The sequence below is a fragment of the Indioceanicola profundi genome, from assembly GCF_003568845.1.
GTDB classification, from domain to species: Bacteria; Pseudomonadota; Alphaproteobacteria; order Azospirillales; family Azospirillaceae; genus Indioceanicola; species Indioceanicola profundi.
The window spans coordinates 2,314,177-2,339,935 of record NZ_CP030126.1 but is presented as its reverse complement, the minus strand read 5'-3'; the positions used below and the strand labels follow the sequence as shown (position 1 = coordinate 2,339,935).

The following is a 25,759-nucleotide window of genomic DNA, read 5'->3' as shown; positions in this document are numbered from 1 at the left end:
ACCTTCGCACTGCGGCAGCAACATCGCGACATATCGGGCCGATGCCATGCACGATCCCACCACTTTGCTGCGCTGCTTCGGACAGAAAATATGTCAGTAGCATTGACCTATTTTCATGGTTAGCATCGCCCATGTGACCAAGGGTGACCGGCCCGAAACGGATGGGGAGAAACGTGATGGCGCAGGCCGCGAAGCAGCTCGCAACCGTGTCCCTGGACGACAAGTACGCGCTCGAAAAGGGCCGGGTCTACATGACCGGCACCCAGGCGCTGGTGCGCCTGCCCATGCTCCAGCGCCAACGCGACATGGCGGCCGGCCTGAACACCGGCGGCTTCATCTCCGGCTATCGCGGCTCGCCCCTCGGCGCCTACGACCAGGCGCTGTGGCAGGCGCGGCGCTTCCTGAAGAATGGCAATATCCATTTCCAGCCCGGCGTGAATGAGGAGCTGGGCGCCACCGCCGTCTGGGGCAGCCAGCAGGTCAATCTGTGGGGCGGGGCCAAGGTGGATGGCGTCTTCGGCATCTGGTACGGCAAGGGGCCGGGCGTGGACCGCTCCATTGACGCCATCAAGCACGCCAACTTCGCCGGCACGTCGCGCCATGGCGGCGTGCTGGCCTTCGCCGGCGACGACCATGCCTGCAAGTCGTCAACCCTGCCTCACCAGTCCGACCACGCCTTCATCCATGCCTTCCTGCCGGTGATCAATCCGGCCGGGGTGCAGGAATTCCTGGATCTCGGCCTGATCGGCTGGGCCCTGTCGCGCTATGCCGGCACCTGGGTGGGCTTCACCACCGTCGCCGACACCATCGACACCACGGCCATCGTCGACATCGATCCGCTGGGCCTGGACATTGTGATCCCGCAGGATTTCGAGCTGCCGCCCGGCGGGCTGAACATCCGCCTGCACGACACGCCGCTGATCCAGGAAGCGCGGATGATCGATTGGAAGCTGGGCGCGGCCAAGGCCTTCGCCCGCGCCAACCGGATCGACCGCGTCGTCTTCGGGCATGAAAGGCCGCGCCTCGGCATCGTCACCATCGGCAAGTCCTACCTGGATGTCCGCCAGGCGATGGATGAGCTGGAGATGCCGGAGGAGATGGCGAAGGACCTCGGCCTCGGCATCTACAAGGTCGCCATGGCCTGGCCGCTGGAGCCCAGCGGCATCCGCGCCTTCGCCGAACCGGCCGAGCAGCTCATCGTGGTGGAGGAGAAGCGCCCCGTCCTGGAATCCCAGATCAAGGAGCAGCTCTACAACTGGGACCGCCGCCCCTATGTGGTCGGCAAGGAGGATGAGGAGGGCCGCCCCCTCTTCACCGCCAAGGCGGAGCTGTCGCCCATCGACATCGCCAAGGCGATCGCCGAGCGGCTGCTGAAATACGGCCCTAACGAGCATCTCTCCCGCCGGCTGGAGGCGATCGAGGCCCAGCTCCACCGCACCACGGCGGCGGCCACGGTGGTGCGGGCGCCCTTCTACTGCTCCGGCTGCCCGCACAACACCTCCACCCGCCTGCCGGAGGGGAGCCGCGGCCTCGCCGGCATCGGCTGCCACTACATGGTCACCTGGATGGGCCGGAACACCGACGTGTTCTCCCAGATGGGCGGGGAGGGGGTGCACTGGATCGGCCAGTCGCCCTTCGTGGAGGACAGCCACGTCTTCGCCAATCTGGGCGACGGCACCTATTTCCACTCCGGCATCCTGGCCGTGCGCGCCGCCGTCTCGGCCAAGGTGAACATCACCTACAAGATTCTCTACAACGACGCCGTCGCCATGACCGGCGGCCAGCCGGTGGACGGCACCCTGTCCGTCCACGACATCGCCCAGCAGTTGGATGCCGAGGGTGTGGCCCGCATCGTCGTGGTCAGCGACGGGCCGGAGAAGTACGGGATGGGCCAGGGCCTGCCCCACGGCACCAAAATCTTCCACCGCGACGAGCTGGACCAGGTGCAGCGCGACCTGCGCGAGGTGCCCGGCGTCACCGTGCTGATCTATGAGCAGACCTGTGCCGCGGAGAAGCGCCGCCGCCGCAAGCGCGGCAAGTTCCCCGACCCCGCCCGGCGCGTGGTGATCAACGAACTGGTGTGCGAGGGCTGCGGCGACTGCTCCACCCAGAGCAACTGCCTCTCCGTGGTCCCGGTGGAGACGGAGTTCGGCCGCCGCCGCCAGATCGACCAGTCCTCCTGCAACAAGGATTATTCCTGCCTGAAGGGCTTCTGCCCCAGCTTCGTGACGGTGGAGGGCGGCCAGCTCCGCAAGCCGAAGCCCGCCGCCAAGGGCGGGGCCGCGGCGGAGATGGAACTGCCGGAGCCCGCGATCCCCACGCTGGAGAAGCCCTGGAACATCCTGGTCACCGGCATCGGCGGCACCGGCGTGGTCACCATCGGCGCCATCATCGGCATGGCGACGCATCTGGAAGGCCGCGGCTTCACCGCCATGGACATGGCCGGCCTGGCGCAGAAGGGCGGGGCGGTGACCAGCCATCTCCGCATCGCGGAGAAGCCCACGGACATCCACGCCAACCGCATCGTCTCCGGCGGGGCCGACGTGCTGCTGGCCTGCGACGTGGTGGTGGCGGCCAATGCCGACAGCCTGTCCAAGCTGCGGGCCGGCCACACCCGCGCCGTGGTCAACACGGCGGAGGCGGTGACCGCCGCCTTCGTCACCAACCCCGATGCCCGCATCGGCGCCGACAATCTGGTGACCACCATCGCCCGCGCCGCCGGCAGCACCGACCAGGTCGCCTCCCTCGATGCCACGAAAATCGCCACCGCGCTCTGCGGCGACAGCATCGCCACCAACCTCTTCATGCTGGGCTACGCCTGGCAGCAGGGGCTGATCCCGGTCTCCGCCCAGGCCATCGAGCGGGCGATCGAGATGAACGGGGCGGCGGTGCGGATGAACACCGACGCCTTCCGCTGGGGCCGGCGCGCGGCGCTGGACCTGAAGGCTGTGCAGGACGCCGCCTTCCCGAAGGATGAGGGCCCCGCCGGCCTGCACGCCCACCGCAAGCTCTCCGAAACGCTGGAGGAGATGGTGGCCCGCCGGGTGGAGTTCCTGACCGGCTACCAGGACGCCGCCTATGCCCGCACCTATGGCGACTTCGTGGCCAAGGTGCAGGCGGCGGAGGCGGCCAAGACCCCCGGCCGCACCGACCTGACCCGCGCCGTGGCCCGCTACCTCTTCAAGCTGATGTCCTACAAGGACGAGTACGAGGTGGCGCGCCTCTACACCGACACCAAATTCCTGGACGGCATCAAGGCGCAGTTCGAGGGCGACTGGAAGCTGAAGTTCCACCTCGCCCCTCCGGCCACCGCCCCGCGCGACCCGGCCACCGGCCATCTGAAGAAGCAGGAGTTCGGGCCGCGCACCTGGATGATGTTCAAGGCCCTGGCCAAGCTGAAGCGCCTCCGCGGCACCCGCCTCGACCCCTTCGCCCGCAATCCGGAGCGGAAGCTGGAACGCCAGCTCATCGCCGACTACCGCGCGGTGGTGGAGGAGCTGTTGGCGGCCCTGTCCCCCGCCAATCACGCTCTGGCCGTGGACATCGCCAGCATCCCGGAGAAGATCCGCGGCTACGGCCATGTGAAGGACGCGCATCTGGAAAAGGCCAAGGCCGAGGAAGCCCAACTCCTCACCCGCTGGCGCACCCCGCCGACAGCAGTGGCCCAGGCGGCGGAGTAACCGTGGCGTCGCATTCTACGGCTCATCGCGTCCCGTAAATCGGAGCGTCGCATGCCGCTACGCTCCATGCGACCTACGGATCATCGCATCCCGTAGGTCGCAAGAAGGCTAAAGGCCGAATTGCGACACCCCACCCACCGACACCCCGCCCCCTACGGCTCACCTCGCCACGGCCGGGGCGGCTGGTCCGGAATCCAATCCACCGGATAAATCCCGGCCTTCACGAATTTCATGAAGCTGGACCAGGGCCAATCCCGCGGGTGGGCGACATGGCCATGGCTGACGGGATTCCAGTGGAAATAGTCCAGGTGGCGGTTCCAATCCTCCTGGTCGCGGATGCGGTGTTCCCAGAACCGGTTCTGCCAGATGCCTCGCCCACCCCGCGCCGTCTGCGCGGTCGCCTCGGCAGGGGGAAGCCCGCACCGGCGGCTGAAGCGGCTCTTGATGGCCTGCCAACGGCTGGAATAGGCCGCATCGCCGGGCGGCAGGGACCACAGGGCATGCAGATGGTCGGGCATGACCACACCACCATGGCGACGAGGTCGAACGGCCGCTCCTCCCGAACCTCCCGGATCACATCCCGCAGCAGGCCGATTTGGGCCGGGTCATGGAAGACGGGACGGCGACCGGCACAGACCAAAGTGAAAAAGAAGGTCTGCCCCTCGCTCAGATCCCGGCGATACCGCATCCCGCACCCCGGATAAGTAGAGATGCAAATCTATCTCACCCACCCGTAGGTCGCAAGAAGCCGAAGGCGTATTGCGACACCCCAAGCACCCGAACCCGTCGCATTACGGCTTCGCCTCCATGCGACCTACGCGTATCAACCGCCATCTCCCCATTTCTCAATCCTTCTTCCGTGACAACATTCCTATTCTCTGCCATCCTGCCCACGCCCCGCCACCCGGCGGGGCGTGTCTTGGTGAGTTGTGAAAACCGGGCGTCAGCCCCGCCACGCCGGAGCCGCCTTAACGCGACTCCCCCGGCCCCCCGTCTCCTTAGGTGCGTTGAGGGCCGGATATGCTGTGAAATCAATCGGGTAGGTGCCCTCCCCATGGTGCGTTAAGCGTTGCGTTAGTGTCGCCTTAGGTGCGTCAAGCGGTGCCTTTGTTGCGTTAAGGGGCGTGTGGCACGGTCCCGGCCGGCTGCCCCATGGTCAAACCGCACGCTTTGCGCTAAGCCAAGTCAACCGGAACAGTCGTTTCATCTGGAACATCCGTCATGACCACCGCCGCCGCCACCGCACTCCCCGTGACACTGGACGATATCCGCGAGGCCCGAATGGCCATCGCGCCGCATCTGGTGGCGACCCCCTGCATCCCGTCGCGCACGCTGTCGGACATCTGCGGGGCGGAGATCTGGGTGAAGTTCGAGAACCTCCAGTTCACCGCCAGCTTCAAGGAGCGCGGGGCGCTGAACAAGCTGCGCAAGCTGACGGCGGAGGAGCGGGCGCGGGGCGTCATCGCCATGTCGGCGGGCAACCATGCCCAGGGCGTCGCCTACCATGCCGGCCGGCTCGGCATTCCCGCCACCATCGTGATGCCGGAGGGCACGCCCTTCATCAAGGTGGAGCTGACGGAGGGCCACGGCGCCCGCGTCGTGCTGATGGGCAACACGCTGGTGGAGGCCGCGGCCGAGGCGGAGCGGCTGGCGCGGGAGGAGGGGCTGGTCTTCGTCCACCCCTATGACGACCGCGACGTCATCGCCGGCCAGGGCACCGTGGCGCTGGAGATGCTGGAGGCGGCACCCGAGCTGGACGTGCTGGTGGTGCCCATCGGCGGCGGCGGCCTGATCTCCGGCATCGCCACCGCGGCCAAGGCGCTGAAGCCCGGCATCCAGGTGGTGGGGGTGGAGGTGGAGGCCTATCCGGCCATGTACCAGGCCCTGCGCGGCCTGCCCATCGAGGTGGGTGGCGACACCATCGCGGAGGGCATCGCCGTCAAGAAGGTGGGCGCGCTCACCACCGAGATCGTGCGCGCCCTGGTGGACGAGGTCGTGCTGGTCCCCGACGAGGAGGTGGAGCGGGCCGTGGCCCTGTTCCTCAACATCGAGAAGACGGTGGCGGAAGGGGCCGGGGCCGCCGGGCTGGCGGCGGTGCTGAACCACCCGCATCTGTTCCAGGGCAAGAAGGTCGGGCTGGTGCTCTGCGGCGGCAACATCGACAGCCGCCTGCTGGCCCAGGTGATCATGCGCCAGCTCGTCCGCGAAAGCCGGCTGATCGCCGTGCGCATCGTGGTGCCGGACCGCCCCGGCGCGCTGGGCAAGATCACCAGCCTGGTGGGCGAGGCCGGCGGCAACATCATCGAGGCCATGCACCAGCGCCTCTTCACCACCGCCACCGTCAAGGCCACCGACATCGACCTGACCATCGAGTGCCGGTCGAAGAAGCACGCCGAGAAGGTGGTTCAGACCCTGCGGGAGAAGGGCGAGTTCAAGGTCAAGGTGCTGGCCGGCGGGGTGGAGTAGGGGCGGGCGGCCGCCCCCGGGGATCACCCGCGGCTGCGGGTGATCTCGATGCCGACGGCGGCGCACTCGGGGAAGGCGTCGAGCTTTTCCAGGCGGACGGTGGCGGTCTGGACCCGGCCATCCTCCAGCATGCGGCGGCAGATGGTCTCCGCCAGCGTCTCCAGCAGGTTCACATGCCGCTCGGCGATGATGGCGGCAACCCGCTTCAGCGCGTCCTCGTAGCTGACCACGGCGCCGATGGCGTCGCGCCCGTCGGCGGCCCGGTCCAGCACGCCCAGCTCCAGATTGACCCGCAGCCGCTGCGGCGTGGTCTTCTCATGCTCATAGATGCCCACCACCGCCGGCACCACCAGGTCGCGGACGAACAGCCGGGTCAGCGGGCGCGCGGCCAGAGGCTGCGGCTGCGGCTGCGGGGCCGGCTGGCCGGGCAGGCGGGCGGCCGGGTCGGTGATGCGGGCGAAGAGCGTATTCATTGTGCGCTGCATCTAGCACCGCGCCAGGGAGGGAACAAGGCCGCCGCGGCGGTGGGCTGGGTTGTGCGGGCGGCCCCGGGCCGGGTCAACTCCGCCAGCGGAGCGTGACGTCCTTGACCGGATTGCGGAACTCCCGCCCTTCCTCCCTGGCCCGGACCCACTCGTTCTTGAGCTGGTAGTACCAGCGGGCCTGGGTGTCGGCATCCTTGATCAGCATCAGCGACGGGTCGTGGCGCAGCCCCTGCTGCTGCATCACCACCACGTCCCGGTCCTGGCGCAGGAACTTGGCGGCGAAGGGGCGGAGCAGGGGCTTGGCGGCGCTGGCCCAGCCCATGGTCCAGTACATCTGGTTCGTCACCTCCGTCGCCATCGGCCCCAGCGGTGTCACGGTGGTGAGGTTGCAGACATGGTGCCTGCCGACCTGGATGTGTTCGATCCGGATGCCGGGAAGCTGGAACCGGATCTCCGTCTCCGGCGCTCCGCCCAGGATCTTATAGGCGGCGGAGTTGGAGGAGGGGCGGTGTCGCTTCATGACGAAGCCGAAGGGCGCTGGCCCGAACGCCTTCGCCTTCTCGTGCATGGTGCGCTCGCTGCGCCAGAACCAGCTCTTGTGCACATAGGGGCCGTGCGCCGGGTCCATCAGCCCGATCACCGCATGGTCCTGGAAGCAGGGGAACTCCATGGACAGCACCATGTTCGCCCCCCGCCCGTCGGCGAAGTGCGGGACCCGCGGCGGCTCCATCGCGGGCTCGCCCTCGCCCATCCAGATCCAGACATTGCCCTGCACCTCCCGCACCGGATAGCGGCGCACCTTGATGCGGGAGACATCCATCTGCTGCTCCGCCACCAGCGATGGGATGGCGGTGCAGGTTCCGCCCTGGTCGAAGCGCCAGCCGTGATAGCGGCACTCCACCTCGCGCCCGTCGAAGCGGCCGCAGGAGAGCGGGATGCCCCGGTGCGGGCAGATGTCGCGCAGCGCGAACACCTCGCCCGCCGCAGTGCGGCCCAGAAGCACCGGCTGGTCCAGCAGGCTCTTGGCCCGCATCGTTCCCGGCTTCAGCTCCTGGCCGGGCAGGGCGAAGTACCAGATGTCCTGGAGAAGGAAGTTCGGCTCGGCCACGGGACATGCTCACTGGGGTGCGGGGGCGGTCGACGCTTTGAAGCATCAAATGCCGCGCCTGTCACGCCCCGGCCTACGATGTTCAGCCCTCGACCCAGGCGATGCGGAGCACGTTGGTGTTGCCCGGCGTGCCGAAGGGAACGCCGGCGGTGATGACAATGCGCTGGCCGGCAACCGCCAGCCCGTCGTCGGCCGCCAGCCGCTGGGCTTTCTGCACCATTTCGGGGAAGCTGTGGATGTCGGAGGTCTGCACCGCATGCACGCCGAAGGACATGCAGAGCCGCCGCGCCGTCTCGATCCGGCTGGTCAACCCGATGATCGGCACGTCCGGCCGCTCGCGGGCGGCGCGCAGGGTGGTGGAGCCGCTGGTGGTGTATGTGGCGATGCAGGCGGCCTTGATGGTCTGCGCCACCTGCCGGGCCGCCGCGGTGATGGCGTCGGCGGTGGTGCTCTCCAGGTCCGGGTGGCTGGCATCCACGATGGATTTGTAGAGCGGGTCCCGCTCCACCCGCTTGGCGATACGGTCCATCATGGCGACGGCTTCGACAGGGTACTGGCCCGCGGCGGTTTCGGCGCTCAGCATCACGGCGTCGGTGCCGTCATAGACCGCGGTGGCCACGTCGGATGCCTCCGCCCGGGTCGGGGTCGGCGCGCTGATCATGCTTTCCAGCATCTGGGTGGCGACGATCACCGGCTTGCCCGCCATGCGCGCCTCCCGCACGATCCGCTTCTGAATGCTGGGAACGTCCTCCGGCGGCATCTCCACGCCCAGATCGCCGCGGGCCACCATGACGCCGTCCGACAGCTCCACGATCTCTTCCAGGTGCTGGATGGCGGCCGGCTTCTCCATCTTGGACAGCAGGGCGGCGCGGCCGGCGATCAGGCGCTTGGCCTCGGCCACATCCTCCGGCCGCTGCACGAAGCTCAACGCGATCCAGTCCACCCCGATATCCAGTGCGAAGTTCAGGTCGCTGCGGTCCTTCTCGGTCAGGGGGGAGATGCCCAGCACCGCGTTGGGCACGTTCACGCCCTTGCGGTCGGAAATCCTGTTGCCGACCACGACCTCCGTTTCCGCATATCCCTCGCCATGGGACAGGACCCGCAGCCGCACACGACCATCGTCGATCAGCAGTTCGGTGCCGGTCTCGATTGCCTCGAAGATTTCGGGATGGGGCAGGCAGACGCGGGCGGCGTCGCCTGGCGTGCGATCAAGGTCCAGCCGCAACTTCTGTCCGGGCTTCAGCGCGACCGAGCCTTCCTGGAAGGTGCCGACGCGCAGCTTCGGCCCCTGCAGGTCGGCCATGACGCAGATCGGTCGGCCCATCTCCTGCTCCACCGCCCGGATCATCTCCAGGCGCTGGGCATGCTCCTCCTGTTTGCCATGGCTGAAGTTCAACCGGAACACGTCGGCGCCGGCCTGGAACAGGGCGCGGATCATTTCCGGATTGCTGGAGGCGGGTCCCAGTGTGGCGACGATCTTGGTCAGTCGCTCACGGTGAAGGGCGGTAGCGGTGCGCTTCATCTGGAACTCATCCTCCTCTGGGGGACGGGTGGGCTCGGTCCCATTCTTGGGCACCGAGGCCGGTACCGTCATGTAGTGAAATTACATGAAATTGATGATGGCTGTGTTACCAAATCGGCAGCGCTCCCGATCATGCAGGTCATGGGCGGGAAAGCAACCGGATGGGTCAACACGAGTGGCGCGGATTTGACGCCGGCCAATCCGGCGGGCCGGATTGCCGCGATGCGGCGGAGTGCGCTAGAACCGATTCATGCCGCACAGCCCCGACAGAACCGTCGAAAATCCGCCCGTCCCCGCGCTGCTGGGCCCGGACGATCCGCCCGCCGTCACGGAGCTGAATCCGGACGGCGCCGCACCCGCGCTGCTGGTCTGCGACCACGCATCCAACAGCGTCCCGCGCCGCCTTGCCAATCTCGGCCTGCCCGAGTCGGAGCTGGCGCGCCACATCGGCTGGGACATCGGGGCGGCGGACGTGACGCGGGAACTGGCCCGTCTGCTGGACGCACCAGCCGTGTTGTCCGGTTATTCCCGGCTGGTCGTGGATGTGAACCGCCTGCTGGACCATCCCACGCTGATCCCGCCGGTGAGCGATAATACCGTCATCCCCGGCAACACGAACCTGAGCGAACATGACCGGCAGCAGCGGCTGGCGGCGCTGTTCCAGCCCTACCATGACCGCATCGCGGTGAGGCTGGCGACATGCCGGGCGCGGGGCGTGGTGCCGGCCATCATCAGCGTGCACAGCTTCACCCCACGGCTGCTGTCCGAGGGTTTCGACCGGCCCTGGCATATCGGCATTCTGTGGAACCGCGATCCGCGCATCGCCGTGCCGCTGATGGCGGCGCTCAGGGCGGAGGGGGATCTGGTGGTCGGGGACAATGAGCCCTACACCGCACGCGGCGCTATGGGCTACACCATCAATACCCATGCGGAGCCGGCCGGATTGCCCTCCGTGATGCTGGAGATCCGGCAAGACCTGATCGATACGGAAGCGAAGGCTGCCGCCTGGGCCGGCCGACTGGCCCGGCTGTTCCAGCCCATCCTGGCGGGGCCGGAGCTGCGTGAGACGCGGCTCTATTAGCCGGGGGCCGCCCGTTGTCATCGCGCTGCGGCCGCCGATATGCTGAAGCCCGTCATTCCTGGGAGGACCACATGGACGAGAAGACCCGCACCGAGCTGGAGGCCGCCGCTTTCCGCCGGCTGGTCCAACATCTGCGCGAACGGTCGGATGTGCAGAACATCGACCTGATGAACCTGGCCGGCTTCTGCCGCAACTGCCTTTCCAAATGGTACCGGGCCGCGGCGGAGGAGAAAGGGCTGGAGATGAGCTACGACGAGGCGCGCGAGATCGTCTACGGCATGCCGTACGAGGAGTGGAAGACCAAGCACCAGAACGAGGCCACGGACGCCCAGAAGGCGGCCTTCGCCAAGTCCAGCCAGGGCGCGCACTGACGGCACGCATTTGTCTCCCGCGCAGGCTTGGACTCAGCTTGCGCGGGGCGGCGCGTCTGGATATGGTCCCCGGCCTGCATGGGATCATCCGAAAGAGGAATACGAATGTCCGAGGCACCGACGACCGCCGATGTCGGCGGCATTGCCGGCGAGCGCCTGCGCTCCTTCATTGAGCGCATCGAGCGTCTGGAGGAGGAGAAGAAGGGTATCCAGGACGACATCAAGGACATCTTCGCCGAGGCCAAGGGCACCGGTTTCGATACCAAGGTGATGCGTCAGATCATCCGCCTCCGGAAGATGGAAAAGAACGACCGGCAGGAGCTCGACGCCCTGCTGGAGCTGTATATGGCCGCACTCGGCATGGAATAACGGACAGGGGCCGCACCGGAAAACCGGCGCGGCCCTTCCGCTTCCAGCCTGCGGCCCTGTCATGGCCGCAGGCTTCCGGATGGCAGACCTGCTCGGGCTCAATCCCGGAACTACGGGACCTGCCGGCCCTTCCTACCGCGGGCCGGTTGCAAGCCCCCTTACCGTGAACAGGCCACCACGCTTGCCTTCCTACCTCTTATGAGGGTAGGGGAAGAGAGGGGTGGGGCATCCGCCTTGGCAGGCATGCCGGGTCTTTACGTCCGGCATCGCCGTGGCGCACTGTCCCTTGCCAGCGGCATCTGCCGATATGCCGGTTCCGTTCACTTCATTCCGGGGTTCCATGGCCGTCCTGGACGTCCGCCCGATCTTCTACGTTATCGGCTGCCTGCTGCTGGTTCTTTCAGTGGCCATGCTGGCGCCTCTGGCCGTGGATCTCGCCATCGGCCACAGCGACTGGCAGGTGTTCGGCGTGTCCTCGGCGCTGTCCCTGTTCTTCGGCGTGCTGCTGATGCTGACGAACCGACAGGCGGACATCAGCCTGAACCTGCGGCAGACCTTCGTCCTGACCACCGCTGCCTGGGTATCGGTCTGTCTGTTCTGCTCGCTGCCCTTCATGTTCTCCGAGGCGCGGCTGGGCTTTGCCGATGCCTTCTTCGAAAGCATGTCGGGCCTGACGACCACCGGCGGGACGGTGATGACGGGGCTGGGCAACCAGCCGCCGGGGCTGCTGCTCTGGCGGTCGTTGCTGCAATGGCTGGGCGGCATCGGAATCGTGGTGATGGGCATTGTCATCCTGCCCTTCCTGCGGGTCGGCGGAATGCAGCTCTTCCGCTCCGAATCCTCCGACAAGTCGGACAAGGCAATGCCGCGCGCCACCGATCTGGCGCTGGGATTCGGCTGGATTTATCTCTCCCTGACCGTAGTCTGCGCGGTGCTGCTGGTATTTGCGGGCATGAGCGTGTTCGACGCCGTGAACCATGCCATGACGGCGGTAGCGACCGGCGGCTTCTCCACCCAGGACGCCTCCGCCGCCTACTGGGAGGAACCGGCAGTGCACTGGATTCTGATCGTCTTCATGATCTCAGGCAGCCTGCCGTTCGTCCGCTACATCACCCTGGTCCGGGGAGATGCCGTGCCGCTGCTCCGGGACAGTCAGGTCCGACATTTCCTGATTCTGCTGGTCACCATCAGCCTGGCCCTGACCGCCTATCTGCATGTCGAGGCCGGACTGGAAGTGGAGCAGGCTTTGCGCCATGCCTCCTTCAATGTCGTATCCATCGCCACCACCACCGGCTATGCGCTGGGCGATTACACGCTGTGGGGGCCGGGGCCGGTGACCTTGTTCTTCCTGCTGTTCTTCATCGGCGGCTGCACCGGGTCCACCACCGGCAGCGTGAAGATGTTCCGGTATGAGATTCTGTGGCTGGCCCTGCGCACCCAGATCAATCGGCTGTTCAGTCCGCGCCGGGTCCTGGCGCTGACCTATAACGGCAAGCCCGTGGACAGCGACGTCATCATCTCGGTAATGAGCTTCGTCTTCGTCTTCGTCGGGTTGCTGCTGATCCTGTCGGTGCTGATGGGGCTGACGGGGTTGGACTTTGTCACCTCCATCTCCGGCGTGGCGACGGCGCTGAACAATGTTGGTCCCGGTCTCGGCTCCATCATCGGCCCCGCCGGCTCCTTCGCCCCGCTGGAGGATGAGGCCAAATGGGTCCTCTCCCTGGCCATGCTGCTCGGCCGGCTCGAACTGTTCACCGTCCTGGTGCTGTTCAGCCCGAACTTCTGGCGGAGCTGACGGCGGAAGCACAGGTGCGAAGCCTGTCCGCCAGGCTCGCGCGTGACCGGCCAACTTGGCACTGCGGCAGGCTTAATGCCCGCCCTCCAGGTAGGCCGACCGCACCTCCGGATTGGCCAGCAGCTCCGCACCGCTGCCCCGCATCACCACCTGTCCCTGTGCCAGCACATAGGCCCGGTGTGCGAGCTTGAGCGCATGGTAGGCGTTCTGCTCCACCAGCAGGATGGTCATGCCCTGGGACCGGTTCAGCTCGGCCACGACATCGAAGATGCGGCGGATGATCAGCGGGGCCAGCCCCAGAGACGGCTCGTCCAGCAGAAGCAGGCGCGGCCGGCTCATCAGCGCGCGGCTGATGGCCAGCATCTGCTGCTCGCCGCCCGACAGGGTGCCGGCCCGCTGGTCACGGCGCTGCTTCAGGATCGGGAACAGGTCATAGCAGCGCCCGATATCCGCATCGAAATGTTCCGGGTTCGAAAGGACCGCGCCAAGCTGGAGGTTCTCGAAGACCGTCATGCGGGGGAAGATGCGACGCCCCTCCGGCACCTGTGCGATGCCGAGGCGCGCGATCTCGTGCGGGGCCAGACCCACCAGATCGCGGCCCTCGAACACCACGCTTCCCGAGTGCGGCTTTGGATTGCCGCAGATGGTCATCAGCAGGGTGGATTTGCCGGCGCCGTTGGCCCCGATCAGGGTCACGATCTCTCCGGCCTCGACCGTGACGTCCACGCCCCGTAGCGCCTCGATTGGACCGTAGCTGGTGTGAACGCCGGTGAGTTCCAGCATGCTCATGCTGCCGGCCCTCCGGCATCCACGTCCTGGGCGACCACGGGCGGCAGCTCAGCCTCCTCCGGTTCGCCCAGATAGGCTTTGATGACCCGCTCATCGGTGCGGATTTCGGCGGGCGTGCCCTCGGCGATCTTCTTGCCGTGGTCCACCACGAAGATGCGGTCGCTGATGCCCATCACCAGGCTCATATCATGCTCGATCAACAGCACGCCGATCCCGAACTCCGCCCGGATGGACTGGAGCAACTCGCCCAATGCCGCCGTCTCGCGCGGGTTCAGGCCGGCGGCCGGCTCGTCCAGGCAGAGCAGCAAGGGGTTCGTGTTCATGGCGCGGGCGATCTCCACCCGGCGCTGCATGCCGTAGGAGAGATTGCCGGCCTCCTCATCCGCCACGGCCAGCAGGTCCAGCCGGTCCAGCCAGAAGCGGGCGCGATCCAGGGCCTTGGCTTCCGCATCGCGCCAGCCCTTCAGTCCCAGCAGCCCGGCAATGGAGAAGCCGGATTTGCGCATCAACTCCACATGTTGGGCCACCAGCAGGTTCTCCAGCACGGTCATGCGCGGGAAGAGGCGGATGTTCTGGAAGGTCCGCACCACCCCGTAGCGCGCCACCTGGAAACCCGACAGCTTCTGCAATTCGACCTCGCCCCGCTCCGGGTGGCGCAGCAGCAGCCGGCCGGATGTGGGCTGGTAAAACCCGGTCAGGCAGTTGAACACGGTGGTCTTACCTGCCCCGTTGGGACCGATCACCGCGGTGATATCGCCGGTGGCGGCGGTCAGGGACAGGGAATCCACCGCCACCAGCCCGCCGAACCGCATGGTCAGGTCCGTGACCTCCAGCAAGGGCGCTGTCATGGCGTGGCTCCCGTGCTGAGGGAGGGGGAGGCGCCGGGGGGCGGTTGTCGTTTGTCGGACAGGCGCAGCGCCGGTTCACGGGTGGACAGAAGCCCGCCCGGCCGCCAGACCATGATCAGGATCATGGCCGCCCCGAATACCAGCATCCGGTAATCCGCGAACTCGCGCGCCATTTCCGGCAGCAGGACGATGAAGCTGGCGGCGATGACGACGCCGATCTGGCTGCCCATTCCGCCCAGCACCACGATGGCCAGGATCAAGGCGGATTCGATGAAGGTGAAGCTTTCCGGGCTGACGAAGCCCTGGCGCGCGGCGAAGAAGCACCCGGCCAGTCCGCCCAGCATCGCGCCCGTCGCATAGGCCGACACCTTGCTGGCGGTGGGATTGATGCCCAGCGACCGGCAGGCGATCTCATCCTCCCGCAGCGCCTCCCAGCTCCGACCAATGGGCAGGCGGCGCAGCTTCCAGACGGCCCAGATGGCCAGCAGCACGATTGCCAGGAAGATGTAGTAGTAGGCCGTCAGCTTCAGCTCACCGCTGTAGCGCAGCCCGGTCAGCTCATAAAAGTTCAGCATCCCATCCGGCGACCGCCGCTCGAAGGACAGGCCGGGCAGGGAGGGGTTCACCGGGATGCGCAGCCCGTTGGGGCCGCCGGTCAGGCTCTGCCAGTTGGTGATGACGATGCGGGTGATCTCGCCGAAGCCCAGTGTCACGATGGCAAGGTAGTCGCCCCGCAGCCGCAGGATCGGCAGTGACAGCACGACCGCGAACGCGGCCGCCACAAGCCCGCTGATCACCATCATTGGCAGGAATCCCAGCCCCAGGATCGGGGCCAGGATGCCGCAGGCATAGGCGCCGATGGCGTAGAAGGCCACAAAGCCCAGATCCAGCAGCCCGGCCAGCCCCACCGTGACGTTCAGACCCGTCGCCAGCAGGATATAGGTCAGCACCAGCAGCCCCCAGTTCATGACATTGGTGCTGCTGAAGGGCATGAAGGGCAGGGCCAGGGCGAACAGGATGGCGACGATGCCGAAGATCCGTGCGGCCCGGCCAGCGGCATCCGCGGACGCCGGGGCCCTGGCCCGTGCAGGCCGCCGCGCCCGCCACCCGGCCAGGGCATCGCTGGCGAAGCCCAGAAGCAGACGGCCCAGGAACACCACTGCCACGGCGGCAACCACCCCGTCCCAGCGGGTGACGACGCTGAGCCCCGAACCGTCAGCCACGGTGCGGAGGCCGATGAAGGGCACCGCCAGGAACAGCGCCATCAGCGCCGCCAGTCCCGCATCCCGCAGGCGGCGCGGCAGGTCGAGCGACATCGCGGCCATGCTCTTACACCTTCTCGATGTCGGGCCGGCCCAGCAGGCCGGAGGGGCGCAGCACCAGCACCAGGATCAGCACCGAAAACGCCGCCACATCCTTGTACGCGCCGCTGACATAGCTGGTGAAGAACGCCTCGATCAGCCCGATCAGCAGCCCGCCCAGCATGGCTCCCGGCAGAGACCCGATCCCGCCCAGCACTGCGGCGGTGAAGGCCTTCAGCCCGGCCAGGAAGCCGATGAAGAAGTCGATCACCCCGTAATACATGGTGACCATCACGCCGGCGACTGCGGCCAGGGAGGCGCCCATGACGAAGGTCAGGCTGATGGTGCGGTCCACATTGATGCCCAGCAGGGCCGCCATGGTGCGGTCCTGTTCGCAGGCGCGCTGCGCCCGGCCCAGGGGGGTTCGGGCGATCAGTACGGTGAAGGCCGCCATCAGCGCCACCGTCACCGCAACGATGAAGAGCTGGCTGTAGCTCAGCGTCAGGGTGAAGTTGGGACCCTGCCAGAGGTCGATGCCGCCGGTGATGACGGGCTGCAGCGCTTTGGGACGAGCGCCCTGGGTCAACATGACGTAATTCTGCAGGAAGATGCTCATCCCGATGGCGCTGATCAGCGGGGCCAGCCGGCCCGATCCGCGCAGGGGCCTGTACGCCACCCGCTCCACTGTCCAGCCATAGGCGGCCGTGAAGGCGATGGAGATGCCCAGCACGATGATCAGAGCTAACGGCGCCGCCGTGATCCCCGCCGCCGCCAGCACGCTGAAGGCCAGGACCGCCACGAAGGCGCCGATCATGTAGATTTCGCCATGGGCGAAATTGATCATGCGAATGATGCCGTACACCATCGTATAGCCGATGGCGATCAGCCCGTAGATGGCGCCCAGCGTGACGCCGTTTATCAGGTTCTGCAGAAAGAACCCGAGCGCTGCCCCGATCTCCATGGAACCCCTGTTCCTGCGCCCGGTTCGTGCCGGGCTGATGCTTGGCGGCCAGCGTACTTGCCGCCCTTGCAAGGGGCAAGCACGTAAGGCCGGCAGGTCCGGGGCAATCGCATTGAATCGGAAGGCGCAATCATCCAGCCGGCTATGGCAGGAGCAGCATCCTTCGGGGCCGGTGACCGGACACAGACGGAACGGCGCGACGCGACCATGGGCCTGTCGTGCGGCTTATCCGTGCGCCGCCACGGGCGCGCCACGGTGCTGGGCATGCGCCTTCGTCGCCCGCTTGCGCTCGAACATGCGCTGGTCGGCGACCTCCAGCAGCCGGTCGGCCGTGTCGCCGTCCTGCGGATACATGGCGACGCCCACGCTGGCCCCCAGACGGCGGCCCTCCAGGGCCGGCGGGGTCAGGGCCTGGATCGCGGCCTGGATGCGCTGGCACATGGGGATTAGGTCGCCATCGGCAGTAGGCACCAGAATGGCGAACTCGTCGCCACCCAGCCGGGCCACGAAGTCCGACTCCCGCATCAGTTCGCGCAGGGTATTCGCCACTTCCACCAGAGCCACGTCGCCCTTGTCGTGTCCCATCTCGTCATTGATGGCCTTGAACCCGTCCAGGTCCAGGTACAGCACGGCGGTGCGCAGCCTTTCCCGCTTCGCCACCGCCAGCATGTAGTCCAGCGTCTGGCGGAAATAGCTGCGGTTGGGCAGGTCGGTCAGGCTGTCATGCTTCGATTCGTGGTACAGCCGCTCATTCAGGCGGGCATTGCGGGCAGAGACGCGCCAGAACCCGATCGTGCCCAGGGTCAGCGCGATCAGCACCGCTGCCGACCCGATGCGCCAGCTCAAGGAACTGGACTTGATGCTATCCCCCATCCCGGAGTTCAGCTCGGTGCGCTGCTGTTCATCCTCAATGATGACGGATTCCAGTATGGTCCGGATGCCTTCCATATAGATCCGGCCCTCATCGGCATGGACGACAGCCTGTGCTGCGGAGAAGCCCTCGACCTGCAGCAGGGCGATGGTCTTCCGCAGCTCATCCACCTTGGCCTGGCTGAGCTGCTCCACCTCCGCGACCAGGGCGGCGCGCCGGGCAGGCTGGGTTTGCCGGAAGGCGTTGAGATCGTCGGAGAGCTGGCTGATGCCGTGTTCGAAGGGCTGAAGATAGGCGGGATTGTTGGTGAGAAGAAAACCGCGCTGGCCGGTTTCCGCGTTCAGCAGGTCAAGATAGACGCGGCGGGAGATGCGGATACGCTCGGTGATCCGGTCGACCTGATCCACGGTATCGACATAGTCCTGATGGGTCTGCTTGAACGCAGCGCCTTCGCCGATGAAGACGGCTGCGGTGACCGCGAACATCGCAACCATGAACCAGCGGACCCTGCGCTCATACTTCATCCCGACCCGTCCCGACCCCGCCGGCAATTCACCCGACGACTTGCACCTGTCCGACCCGAAGCGACGCTCTCAACCACCCGCCCAACGCAAGATTTTGCAGCCGAAGCAGTTTCGGAATATGCGCAAAATCTTGACCATAGGTGAATGCCAAAGCTCATTCTGCTACGGCAGATTACAGCACTTGGAGAAAACTATAACTAAAAAGTTAGCTCTTCCTGGCCTGTGTGGGAAGTCGGTTTCTATGCGGGGGGCATATCCGTAGACAGGACCATCATCGCACTTATCCAGTTTAAAGGGTTCAAGAGCAAGGCGTGCAGCGACGGTTTCCGCACACTGTTCCCTTTCCAGGCTGATGGGATGACAGCATCGACAATGCGCATATTCCAGTTGCCCACACTCGCGCAGAAAATGCGCCCTGGCGTCCGCTTACCTCTTTAGATAGGATTGCTGCCTGAGTTGCGCGGGGAGAAGCAGATGGACACTGTTGAAAAGATCAAGGCGCTTGCAGGCCGTATCGAGAAACAAAAGGAAAGCGTTCTGACGGAGGAAGCGTGTAAGACAGCCTTTGTCATGCCCTTCCTGAGCGCACTTGGATACGATGTCTTCGATCCAGGCGTTGTGGTTCCTGAATTCACGGCAGATGTGGGAACAAAGAAGGGTGAAAAAGTTGGTTACGCTATTAAAATTGGCGGAAGCATCTCGATCCTGATTGAATGTAAGGGCTGCGGCGCAAATCTGGCAGGCGCCCACATGTCACAATTATACAGGTATTTTTCCGTGACGGAGTCGCGGTTCGCCATCCTGACAAATGGAATCGATTACTGGTTCTATACGGATCTGGACGCGCCCAATAAGATGGATCAACGACCGTTCTTCCAGTTCAACGTTCTTGACCATCGGGCCAGCGATCTCACCGAACTCCAAAAATTCGCATTCAGCAGCTTTGATGTTGACGTTATCCTGTCGACCGCAAGCAATCTCAAATACAGCAGCGCGATTAAAATGGAGCTGATGAAGGAGTTTGATGCTCCTTCAGAGGAAATAATCAGGATGTTGGTAGGTCGTGTATTTGATGGGCGTTATACACAGAAGGTCCGCGACGATTTCGCTCCCTTGGTCGCGTCCGCTTTCAACGATGCGATACGTGACTTGGTAAGCCAAAGGCTCACATCCGCCCTCGAAGCTACAGGGGCTGCTCCAACTTCCCGCACTATCTCAACTCCCACCTCTTCGCCTGCCGTTGCGCCTACAGAGGTAGACCCGGAAATAGTAACAACGGAAGAGGAGCTGGAAGGCTTCCACATTATCAAGGCCGTTGTAAGGAGTGTGATCAAAGCAGATAGGGTAGTGATGCGCGATGCCAAGTCCTATTGCGCTATTCTGGTTGACGACAACAATCGTCGCCCCCTCGCACGGCTTCACTTCAACAGCAAGTCTGTTCGGTACATTACGATCTTCGGACCCGATAAGTCGGAGGATAAAATAAGAAAAGGCTTATCCCGTTCCTTCCGGTGCCCACCATCCCTAGTCGGATGACCTCGGCAGGCTGATTGACTCTCCGCGCCGGGAATTGCAGGCTTTGGCTATGCCAGCCCGTTGGAACAGCACGAACCGGCCGCCATCGCTCCAATCCTTCAAGGACCGGTTCCCGGATGACGACGCTTGCGCCGCCTATCTGGAGCAGCGCCGCTGGCCTGATGGCTTCATCTGCCCGGAGTGCGCCTCCGTTTGCGGGTGGAAGCTCCAGACCAAGCGATGGACCTGGGAATGCCGAGATTGCGGGCAGCAAACTTCCGTGACGGCCGGAACCTTCATGCACGGCACCAAGGTGCCGCTGCGCACATGGTTTCTGGCGGCACACCTGATGGCGACGCACTCGAACGGGATGTCCGCCCTCCAGCTACAGGCAAAGCTGGATCTCGGCTCCTATAAGACGGCCTGGCTGCTGCTGCACAAGCTGCGCCGGGCCATGATCGATCCTGACCGCACGATGTTGTCCGGCGATGTCGAGGTCGATGAGACGACACTGCCCTTCCGCACGCTCGACGACCCCATCGGCGGCGGCCAGGGCCGGAGCCCCATCGGCAAGATCGCCGTCGTCGGTGCTGTCGAACTGGAGGCGGGCAACAAGCCCGGCCGCATCAGGCTGAAGGTCATCCCGGACTATCGAGGCGAGACCTTGAAAGGCTTCATTCAAGACCACATCGAGGGCGGTAGCCACATCTGGACCGATGACAACAAGAGCTACTACGGGCTGAACGGCTTCGATCACACGCCGCGCGTCATCGGCAAGATGGCTGCACACATCATCATGCCGTGGATTCATCGCGTCTTCTCGAACCTGAAACGCTGGGGTATCGGCGTCTTCCATGGCTTCCGGCGGAAGTATCTGGACGCCTATCTGAACGAGTTCGTGTTTCGCTGGAACCGGCGTCACAGCTACCGCTCGGCCTTCGAGCGACTGATTGGGATTGGCGTGGCGGTTGGACCAGCGACCTACGACGACATCAGGGCCAGAGTGGCTTGAGCTAGAACATGCCAGATGGACCCGACGGACCACTATCCTCATCTCGTTGAGAGCGTGAGGGGCGACGTGCCATTCCCGGTACATCAGGCCCGAGCTTGATGATAAGTTCCGGGCGTTTTGCCAATTCCATCAGCGTGTTCTCTACGAGCGTATGAAACTTCAGCGACGCCGTGTGAACGATACCCTTGTCCGGGTTCTTCAAACGAGGGAAGAACCCGTTGTTCACGGGAATGAAAGCAACTCGCCGCGCGTCCATGACGAACCCCTTCTGGTTCATCTTCGCGGCCAATGCGGGATCGACGGGGATTACGCCGAGAGGAAGCCGCACACCAGGTTCCCATTTGGTGGTCGTCGTGTAGAGAGACATGACCGTTAAGTGGGCGTTGCCGTCGATCCGCCGGATGTCGGCCACATATCCAACATGCTCATCGGGTCCCGGCCGAAGGGGTTCTTCAGAGTAGGGGAACTGACACCAGACGAATTGACGAGGCTCAAAGGGCGGCTGCATCAGTAGCCGCCAGCATCGAGCACCGCATGGAAGATCGCGTCACGGCGCTGACGTTCTTCTTCGGTCTCGCCCGGCAATGGAACAGCAACGGCCCGGCGGATGTCGGGCGGCGCGATAACTTCGATTGAAGGCTCATCGGGTCGCATCTGAAGGTCTTTCCGCATGAGCGTTTCTACGTAATTCGTGAGGCTGCGGTTATCGTGCGTTGCCTTGTTGCGGGCCGCACTCAACACGCTGGGATCAAGCCGCATGGTGACTGACTGACGCATGGAACACCTCCGTGTTGGCGTAACCCAATGTATGTACAATGCAATCGAATGTCAAGCGATTCTATGGGTTGGGTTCACCGGACGGAACGGGATAAGCCTTAATAAGAATCGACAATATCGACGAGCTTTACGGCTTTGCAGATCGTCTAAAGGAAACGGCTGCTGTGTATGCCAACTGAAAGCCGCTCTTCTTGTTCAGCTACTTGAAGGTGTGAGAGGCCGTTCTGCGCTGGCAGTGTAAATCGCCTGTATCAGGCTCGGCCGTTCACACTCAGCACATCCGCCACGTCCACCGCCCTCATGCCGGCGCGATGGGCGGCCTCCAGGCCCTCCCTGGTGTCCTCGAACACCAGGCAATCCGACGGGGAAACGCCCAGGCGGCGGGCGGCTTCCAGGAAGAGGTCGGGTTCGGGCTTGGAGCGGCCGACATCGTCGATGGTGACCACGGCGTCGAACAGGGTGGTCAGGCCGGTTGCCTCCAGGCTGGCGGTGACGATGGCGCGGGACCCGCCGGAGGCCACGGCCATGGGCAGGCGGCCATGGTGCCGGCGGGCGATGGCGGCCACCGCCCCGATCTCACGGACCTGGTCCAGCCCCTCCAGGAAGGCGGCCCGCATCAGGCGGATGACTTCTCCGCGGTCCAGCTTCACCCCGGCATATGTCTCGAACTGGTCCATCAGCACATATTCGGAGTTGCCGGCGCGGCTCAGATACCAGTCCGGCGGCATCTCCGTGCCGGATGAGCCGAGGCCGATGCCCCAGGCGCGGGCGTAGACCGGCAGCGTGTCGATCAGCGTGCCGTCGCAGTCGAAGATGATGGCGCGGCTCTGCCGCAACAGTGCTTCAATGTCCAACATGGCTGTTCCGGGCCGTCCTTCCTGCTGGTGCGGGCAGGTATGGTGCCCTGGTAGGGCCGGGGCGGGAAGGGGGCTGCGCCGATCCGTCCCGGTTCGGCGGGTTCTGGGGTGCAGGGCGGTGCAGCCGGGATTTACCCGGCCGTTACATACTGAAACGCTCACGTTGCGGGAAGCGGCCTAGTGTCGGTGCGGTCGGACGGCCACCGGGGCTCTGCCCGCCGGACCCGCCCGACCGTGCCCGACGGTCCTCCTCAGAAGTGCGCCGCCGCCCGCGGCGACGGGACCCCGGGCCGTCCGGGGGAGACCAGGCCATGTCCATTGTCAGGCTGGGACTGCGCAATCCGGCCGCCCTACTGGTCGCCGTGCTGGTGGTGGCCGTGGCGGGCATCTGGAGCGTGCTGACCCTTCCGGTCCAGCTCTTCCCTGATATCGAGCAGCCGCAGATCGGCATCGAGGCGTCCTGGCGCGCCGCCTCTCCCCAGGAGGTCGAGCGGGAGTTGCTCGAGCCCATGGAGGATGTGCTGGATGGGCTGCCCGGCGTGGATGAGATGGCGGGTTTCGCCAATCCCGGCTCCGCCTTCGTCAGCCTGACGTTCAACATCGGCACCGACATGCAGGAAACCCTGCTGGAGGTGATCAGCCGCCTGAACCGCATGCCGACCCTGCCGGCCGACGCCGATCCGCCGCGGATCATCATGGGCGGCGGTCAGGGGGGCGGGAATGCCAACGACACGCTGATCTACTACTTCGTCCAGAAGCTTCCCGGCACGCCGGGCGAGCTGGCGGACAGTTATCAATGGCTCCAGGACGAGGTGATTCCCCGGATCGAGGCCATCGACGGCGTTGCCGACGTGGATTTCGGCGGCGGCTTCGGCGCGCCGGAAGAGGAGGTGCAGGTCGTCTTCGATCCCATCCGCGCCGCGCAGTACGGCATCACCATCCCCCACATCTCCCAGCTCGTCGGACGGGCGCAGGACGTGACCGGCGGCTTCGTGGATGATGGCCGCCGCATCTACACTGTCCGCTTCAAGGGTCGCTTCCAGCCCGACCAGCTATCGGATCTGGTGCTGGAATGGCGCGAAGGGCGCCCGGTGCGGCTGGGCGACGTGGCGGAGGTGAAGGTGGCGCTGGGCCGCCAGTGGACTTATTCCTTCCAGAACGGGAACGAGGCCATCGGCCTGCGCATCATGCGGGAAAGCGGGGCCAATGTGCTGGCCACCCTGACCGAGGTGAAGGCGCTGATGGAGAGCCTGCGCGACGGCCCGATGGCGGAGCGCGGCCTCACCAACAACCAGTCCTTCGATCCCAGCGTCTACATCAACAACGCCATCGGGCTGCTGACCGGCAACCTGCTGGCCGGCATCGTGCTGGCGGTGGGCGTGCTCTGGCTGTTCCTGCGCCGAACCCAGCTCACCCTCCTGATCGGCATGGTCATTCCGATCACGCTGCTGGCCCTGTTCTTCCTGCTGTCGCTCACCGGCCGGTCGATCAACGTCATCAGCCTGGCCGGCCTGGCCTTCGGCGTCGGCATGGTGATCGACAGCGCCATCGTGGTGCTGGAGGCCATCGTGAAGCGCCGCGACAGGGGGGAGGGGGCGGACGAGGCATCCCTCTCCGGCGCGTCCCGCGTCACGGCCGCCCTGGTCGCCTCCACCGCCACCACGGTCATCACCTTCGTCCCCATCGTCTTCATGCGCGAGGTGGAGGGGCAGATCTTCGCCGATCTGGCGCTGACCATCGCGGTGGGCGTGTCGGTGTCGCTGCTGATCTGCCTCACGGTGCTGCCTGTGGCGACCGCGCGCTGGATGAAGGTCACGCCGCGGATGGATGCGGAGGATGCCCGCTGGGTGGAGTGGCTGACCCGCCGGATCATGGGGCTGACAGCCGATGCCAAGCGGCGCGTCGCGGTGATCGGCCTGCTGATCGCGGCCAGCCTGGGCGGTTCCTGGCTGCTGTTCCCCAGCCTGTCCTATCTGCCGCCGGTGAAGCGCGACAGCGTGGACGCCTTCCTGAACTTCCCCGTCGGCACCTCCGTCGACCTGTCGCGGGACGAGGTGGCGAAGGTCATCGTCGACCGGATGATGCCCTACTACACGGGCGAGAAGCAGCCCAAGGCCAAGAACTTCTACATGCTGGGCTGGCCCGGCGGCGGCAGCTTCGCCGTGCGGCTGGAGGATGAAAGCCGCCTGGACGAGATGATGGAAATCGTCCGCAACGAAATCCTGGCCGGCTTCCCCGACGTCGGCGCCTTCCCGAACCGCGGCAACCTGTTCGGCGGGCTGGGGGCGGAGGGCAATGTGTCCGTCCACCTCCAGGCCGGCGACCCGGAGGCGTTGGCGGAGGCGGCGGAGAAGGGTCAGCAGCTCCTGCGCGACATGTTCCCCGGCGTCAACGTCTTCGCCAACCCCAATCCGGAGATGTCGCAGCCCCAACTCGACATCCTGCCCAACGACCGCCGCATCCAGGAGGCGGGCTGGACCCGTCCGCAGGTGGGGCAGGTGGTTCGGGCTCTGGGCGACGGGCTGTGGCTCGGGGAGCATTTCGACGGCGCCAAGCGGCTCGACATCATTCTGCGCGCGCCGTCCTGGACCGGGCCGGAGGAGCTGGAGGCGATTCCCGTGGCTACGCCGGAGGGCGGGATCGTTCCCCTGGGCGAGCTGGTGGACGTGACCCGCACCGTCGGCCCCTCCAACATCCAGCGCATCGACGGCCGCCGCACCATCACCCTGAACCTCGATCCGCAGGAGGGCATCGCACTGGAAGAGGTGCTGACCAAGCTGCGGGAAGAAGCGGAACCGCAGCTCCGCGGCTTCCTTCCGGCGGATGGCGTCATCTCCTATGGCGGCAGTGCCGACCGGCTGGATGAGACGGTGGCGGCCATGGGTCAGAATTTCCTGATCGCACTGGCTCTCCTGTTCCTGCTCATGGCGCTGGTCTTCCGCTCAGCCAAGGACAGCATGCTGGTGATGATCTCCATCCCGCTGGCCACGGTAGGCGGGTTGGCCCTGCTGGACATCGTCAACCTGGTGACCTTCCAGCCGTTGGACCTGCTGACGATGATCGGCTTCATCATCCTGCTCGGCATCGTGGTCAACAACGCCATCCTGCTGGTGGATGAGACCCGCGCCTGCCAGCGCGACGGCTTCAGCCGCAAGGATGCCGTGGAGCAGGCGCTACGCGCCCGCATCCGGCCGATCTTCATGAGCACGCTGACCACCATCGCCGGCATGCTTCCGCTGCTGGTCATGCCGGGCGAGGGCAGCGTGATCTACCGCGGCATCGCGGCGGTGATCGTGGGCGGCCTGTCGGTCAGCACCATCTTCACCCTGGTGCTGCTGCCCGCTTTGTTGCGCCTGGGCGAGAGCCTGCCGGGCGCACAGGCCCGGCCGGTGGATGACGGGGCCGGGCTGCTGGCGGCGGAGTAGGG

Annotated in this window: 21 protein-coding genes; 9 read left to right on the top strand and 12 right to left on the bottom strand. The window is 65.6% G+C overall.

The window, feature by feature from the left end; translation table 11 throughout:
- Nucleotides 1–176 precede the first annotated feature (176 nt).
- A complete protein-coding gene (locus DOL89_RS11150; protein ID WP_119679221.1) occupies nt 177–3,680 on the top strand; it encodes an indolepyruvate ferredoxin oxidoreductase family protein in 3,504 nt (1,167 codons plus the stop codon).
- 152 nt (nt 3,681–3,832) lie between these two features.
- Here the strand turns inward: DOL89_RS11150 and DOL89_RS11145 are convergent, their stop codons facing one another.
- Complete coding sequence (locus DOL89_RS11145; protein ID WP_205574566.1) at nt 3,833–4,198, bottom strand: REP-associated tyrosine transposase; 366 nt, start codon at nt 4,196–4,198, stop codon at nt 3,833–3,835.
- 703 nt (nt 4,199–4,901) lie between these two features.
- Here DOL89_RS11145 and DOL89_RS11140 point away from each other — a divergent pair.
- Nucleotides 4,902–6,146, top strand: coding sequence for a threonine ammonia-lyase (locus DOL89_RS11140; RefSeq protein WP_119679220.1), 1,245 nt, complete (start codon nt 4,902–4,904; stop codon nt 6,144–6,146).
- A gap of 23 nt (nt 6,147–6,169) precedes the next feature.
- On the opposite strand, the gene folB is transcribed toward DOL89_RS11140, so the two are convergent.
- The 3 genes from folB to pyk form a co-directional block, all read right to left on the bottom strand.
- Nucleotides 6,170–6,631 carry a dihydroneopterin aldolase gene (gene folB / locus DOL89_RS11135; RefSeq protein WP_119679219.1) on the bottom strand — a complete coding sequence of 154 codons (462 nt, stop codon included), beginning with the start codon at nt 6,629–6,631 and terminating at the stop codon, nt 6,170–6,172.
- 73 nt (nt 6,632–6,704) lie between these two features.
- Nucleotides 6,705–7,739 (bottom strand): aromatic ring-hydroxylating oxygenase subunit alpha, encoded by a 1,035-nt coding sequence (locus DOL89_RS11130; protein ID WP_119679218.1) that lies wholly within the window; start codon nt 7,737–7,739, stop codon nt 6,705–6,707.
- 82 nt (nt 7,740–7,821) lie between these two features.
- On the bottom strand, nt 7,822–9,261 hold the full coding sequence (gene pyk / locus DOL89_RS11125; RefSeq protein ID WP_119679217.1) for a pyruvate kinase: 1,440 nt from the start codon (nt 9,259–9,261) through the stop codon (nt 7,822–7,824).
- Between the two features lie 250 nt (nt 9,262–9,511).
- Between pyk and DOL89_RS11120 the strand changes: the two genes are divergently transcribed.
- The 4 genes from DOL89_RS11120 (at nt 9,512) to DOL89_RS11105 (ending at nt 12,877) form a co-directional block, all read left to right on the top strand.
- Nucleotides 9,512–10,342 (top strand): N-formylglutamate amidohydrolase, encoded by an 831-nt coding sequence (locus DOL89_RS11120; protein ID WP_119679216.1) that lies wholly within the window; start codon nt 9,512–9,514, stop codon nt 10,340–10,342.
- Nucleotides 10,343–10,413: 71 nt separating this feature from the next.
- A complete protein-coding gene (locus DOL89_RS11115; RefSeq protein ID WP_119679215.1) occupies nt 10,414–10,713 on the top strand; it encodes a DUF1244 domain-containing protein in 300 nt (99 codons plus the stop codon).
- A 105-nt stretch (nt 10,714–10,818) separates the two neighbouring features.
- Complete coding sequence (locus DOL89_RS11110; RefSeq protein WP_119679214.1) at nt 10,819–11,082, top strand: DUF2312 domain-containing protein; 264 nt, start codon at nt 10,819–10,821, stop codon at nt 11,080–11,082.
- A gap of 340 nt (nt 11,083–11,422) precedes the next feature.
- Nucleotides 11,423–12,877 carry a TrkH family potassium uptake protein gene (locus DOL89_RS11105; RefSeq protein WP_205574565.1) on the top strand — a complete coding sequence of 485 codons (1,455 nt, stop codon included), beginning with the start codon at nt 11,423–11,425 and terminating at the stop codon, nt 12,875–12,877.
- A gap of 72 nt (nt 12,878–12,949) precedes the next feature.
- Here DOL89_RS11105 and DOL89_RS11100 read toward each other — a convergent pair whose 3' ends face one another.
- The 5 genes from DOL89_RS11100 to DOL89_RS11080 all read right to left on the bottom strand — a co-directional run bounded on the left by DOL89_RS11100 (nt 12,950) and on the right by DOL89_RS11080 (nt 18,171).
- Nucleotides 12,950–13,660, bottom strand: coding sequence for an ABC transporter ATP-binding protein (locus DOL89_RS11100; protein WP_119680375.1), 711 nt, complete (start codon nt 13,658–13,660; stop codon nt 12,950–12,952).
- Nucleotides 13,661–13,662: 2 nt separating this feature from the next.
- Complete coding sequence (gene livG / locus DOL89_RS11095) at nt 13,663–14,514, bottom strand: high-affinity branched-chain amino acid ABC transporter ATP-binding protein LivG (protein ID WP_119679213.1); 852 nt, start codon at nt 14,512–14,514, stop codon at nt 13,663–13,665.
- The gene (livM, locus tag DOL89_RS11090) at nt 14,511–15,839 is read right to left on the bottom strand and encodes a high-affinity branched-chain amino acid ABC transporter permease LivM (RefSeq protein WP_119679212.1); all 1,329 of its coding nucleotides are present in this window, start codon (nt 15,837–15,839) and stop codon (nt 14,511–14,513) included. The genes livG and livM overlap by 4 nt, the downstream gene beginning before the upstream one ends.
- A gap of 4 nt (nt 15,840–15,843) precedes the next feature.
- A complete protein-coding gene (locus tag DOL89_RS11085; RefSeq protein ID WP_119679211.1) occupies nt 15,844–16,776 on the bottom strand; it encodes an ABC transporter permease subunit in 933 nt (310 codons plus the stop codon).
- Nucleotides 16,777–17,001: 225 nt separating this feature from the next.
- A complete protein-coding gene (locus tag DOL89_RS11080) occupies nt 17,002–18,171 on the bottom strand; it encodes a GGDEF domain-containing protein (RefSeq protein ID WP_119679210.1) in 1,170 nt (389 codons plus the stop codon).
- A 474-nt stretch (nt 18,172–18,645) separates the two neighbouring features.
- Between DOL89_RS11080 and DOL89_RS11070 the strand changes: the two genes are divergently transcribed.
- Entirely contained in the window at nt 18,646–19,707 is a 1,062-nt protein-coding gene (locus DOL89_RS11070; protein WP_162937467.1) for a type I restriction enzyme HsdR N-terminal domain-containing protein, read from the top strand.
- Between the two features lie 49 nt (nt 19,708–19,756).
- Nucleotides 19,757–20,698, top strand: a complete 942-nt coding sequence (locus DOL89_RS11065; protein ID WP_119679207.1) for an IS1595 family transposase — start codon at nt 19,757–19,759, stop codon at nt 20,696–20,698.
- 1 nt (nt 20,699) lies between these two features.
- On the opposite strand, the gene DOL89_RS11060 is transcribed toward DOL89_RS11065, so the two are convergent.
- From DOL89_RS11060 to DOL89_RS11055, 3 genes are all read right to left on the bottom strand, one after another.
- The gene (locus DOL89_RS11060; protein WP_119679206.1) at nt 20,700–21,110 is read right to left on the bottom strand and encodes a hypothetical protein; all 411 of its coding nucleotides are present in this window, start codon (nt 21,108–21,110) and stop codon (nt 20,700–20,702) included.
- Between the two features lie 95 nt (nt 21,111–21,205).
- On the bottom strand, nt 21,206–21,475 hold the full coding sequence (locus DOL89_RS24885) for a hypothetical protein (RefSeq protein WP_162937465.1): 270 nt from the start codon (nt 21,473–21,475) through the stop codon (nt 21,206–21,208).
- 251 nt (nt 21,476–21,726) lie between these two features.
- Nucleotides 21,727–22,332: an HAD family hydrolase gene (locus tag DOL89_RS11055; protein ID WP_119679205.1), complete on the bottom strand. Its 606-nt coding sequence runs from the start codon at nt 22,330–22,332 to the stop codon at nt 21,727–21,729.
- A gap of 311 nt (nt 22,333–22,643) precedes the next feature.
- Between DOL89_RS11055 and DOL89_RS11050 the strand changes: the two genes are divergently transcribed.
- A complete protein-coding gene (locus tag DOL89_RS11050; RefSeq protein ID WP_119679204.1) occupies nt 22,644–25,757 on the top strand; it encodes an efflux RND transporter permease subunit in 3,114 nt (1,037 codons plus the stop codon).
- The last annotated feature ends 2 nt before the right edge of the window (nt 25,758–25,759 follow it).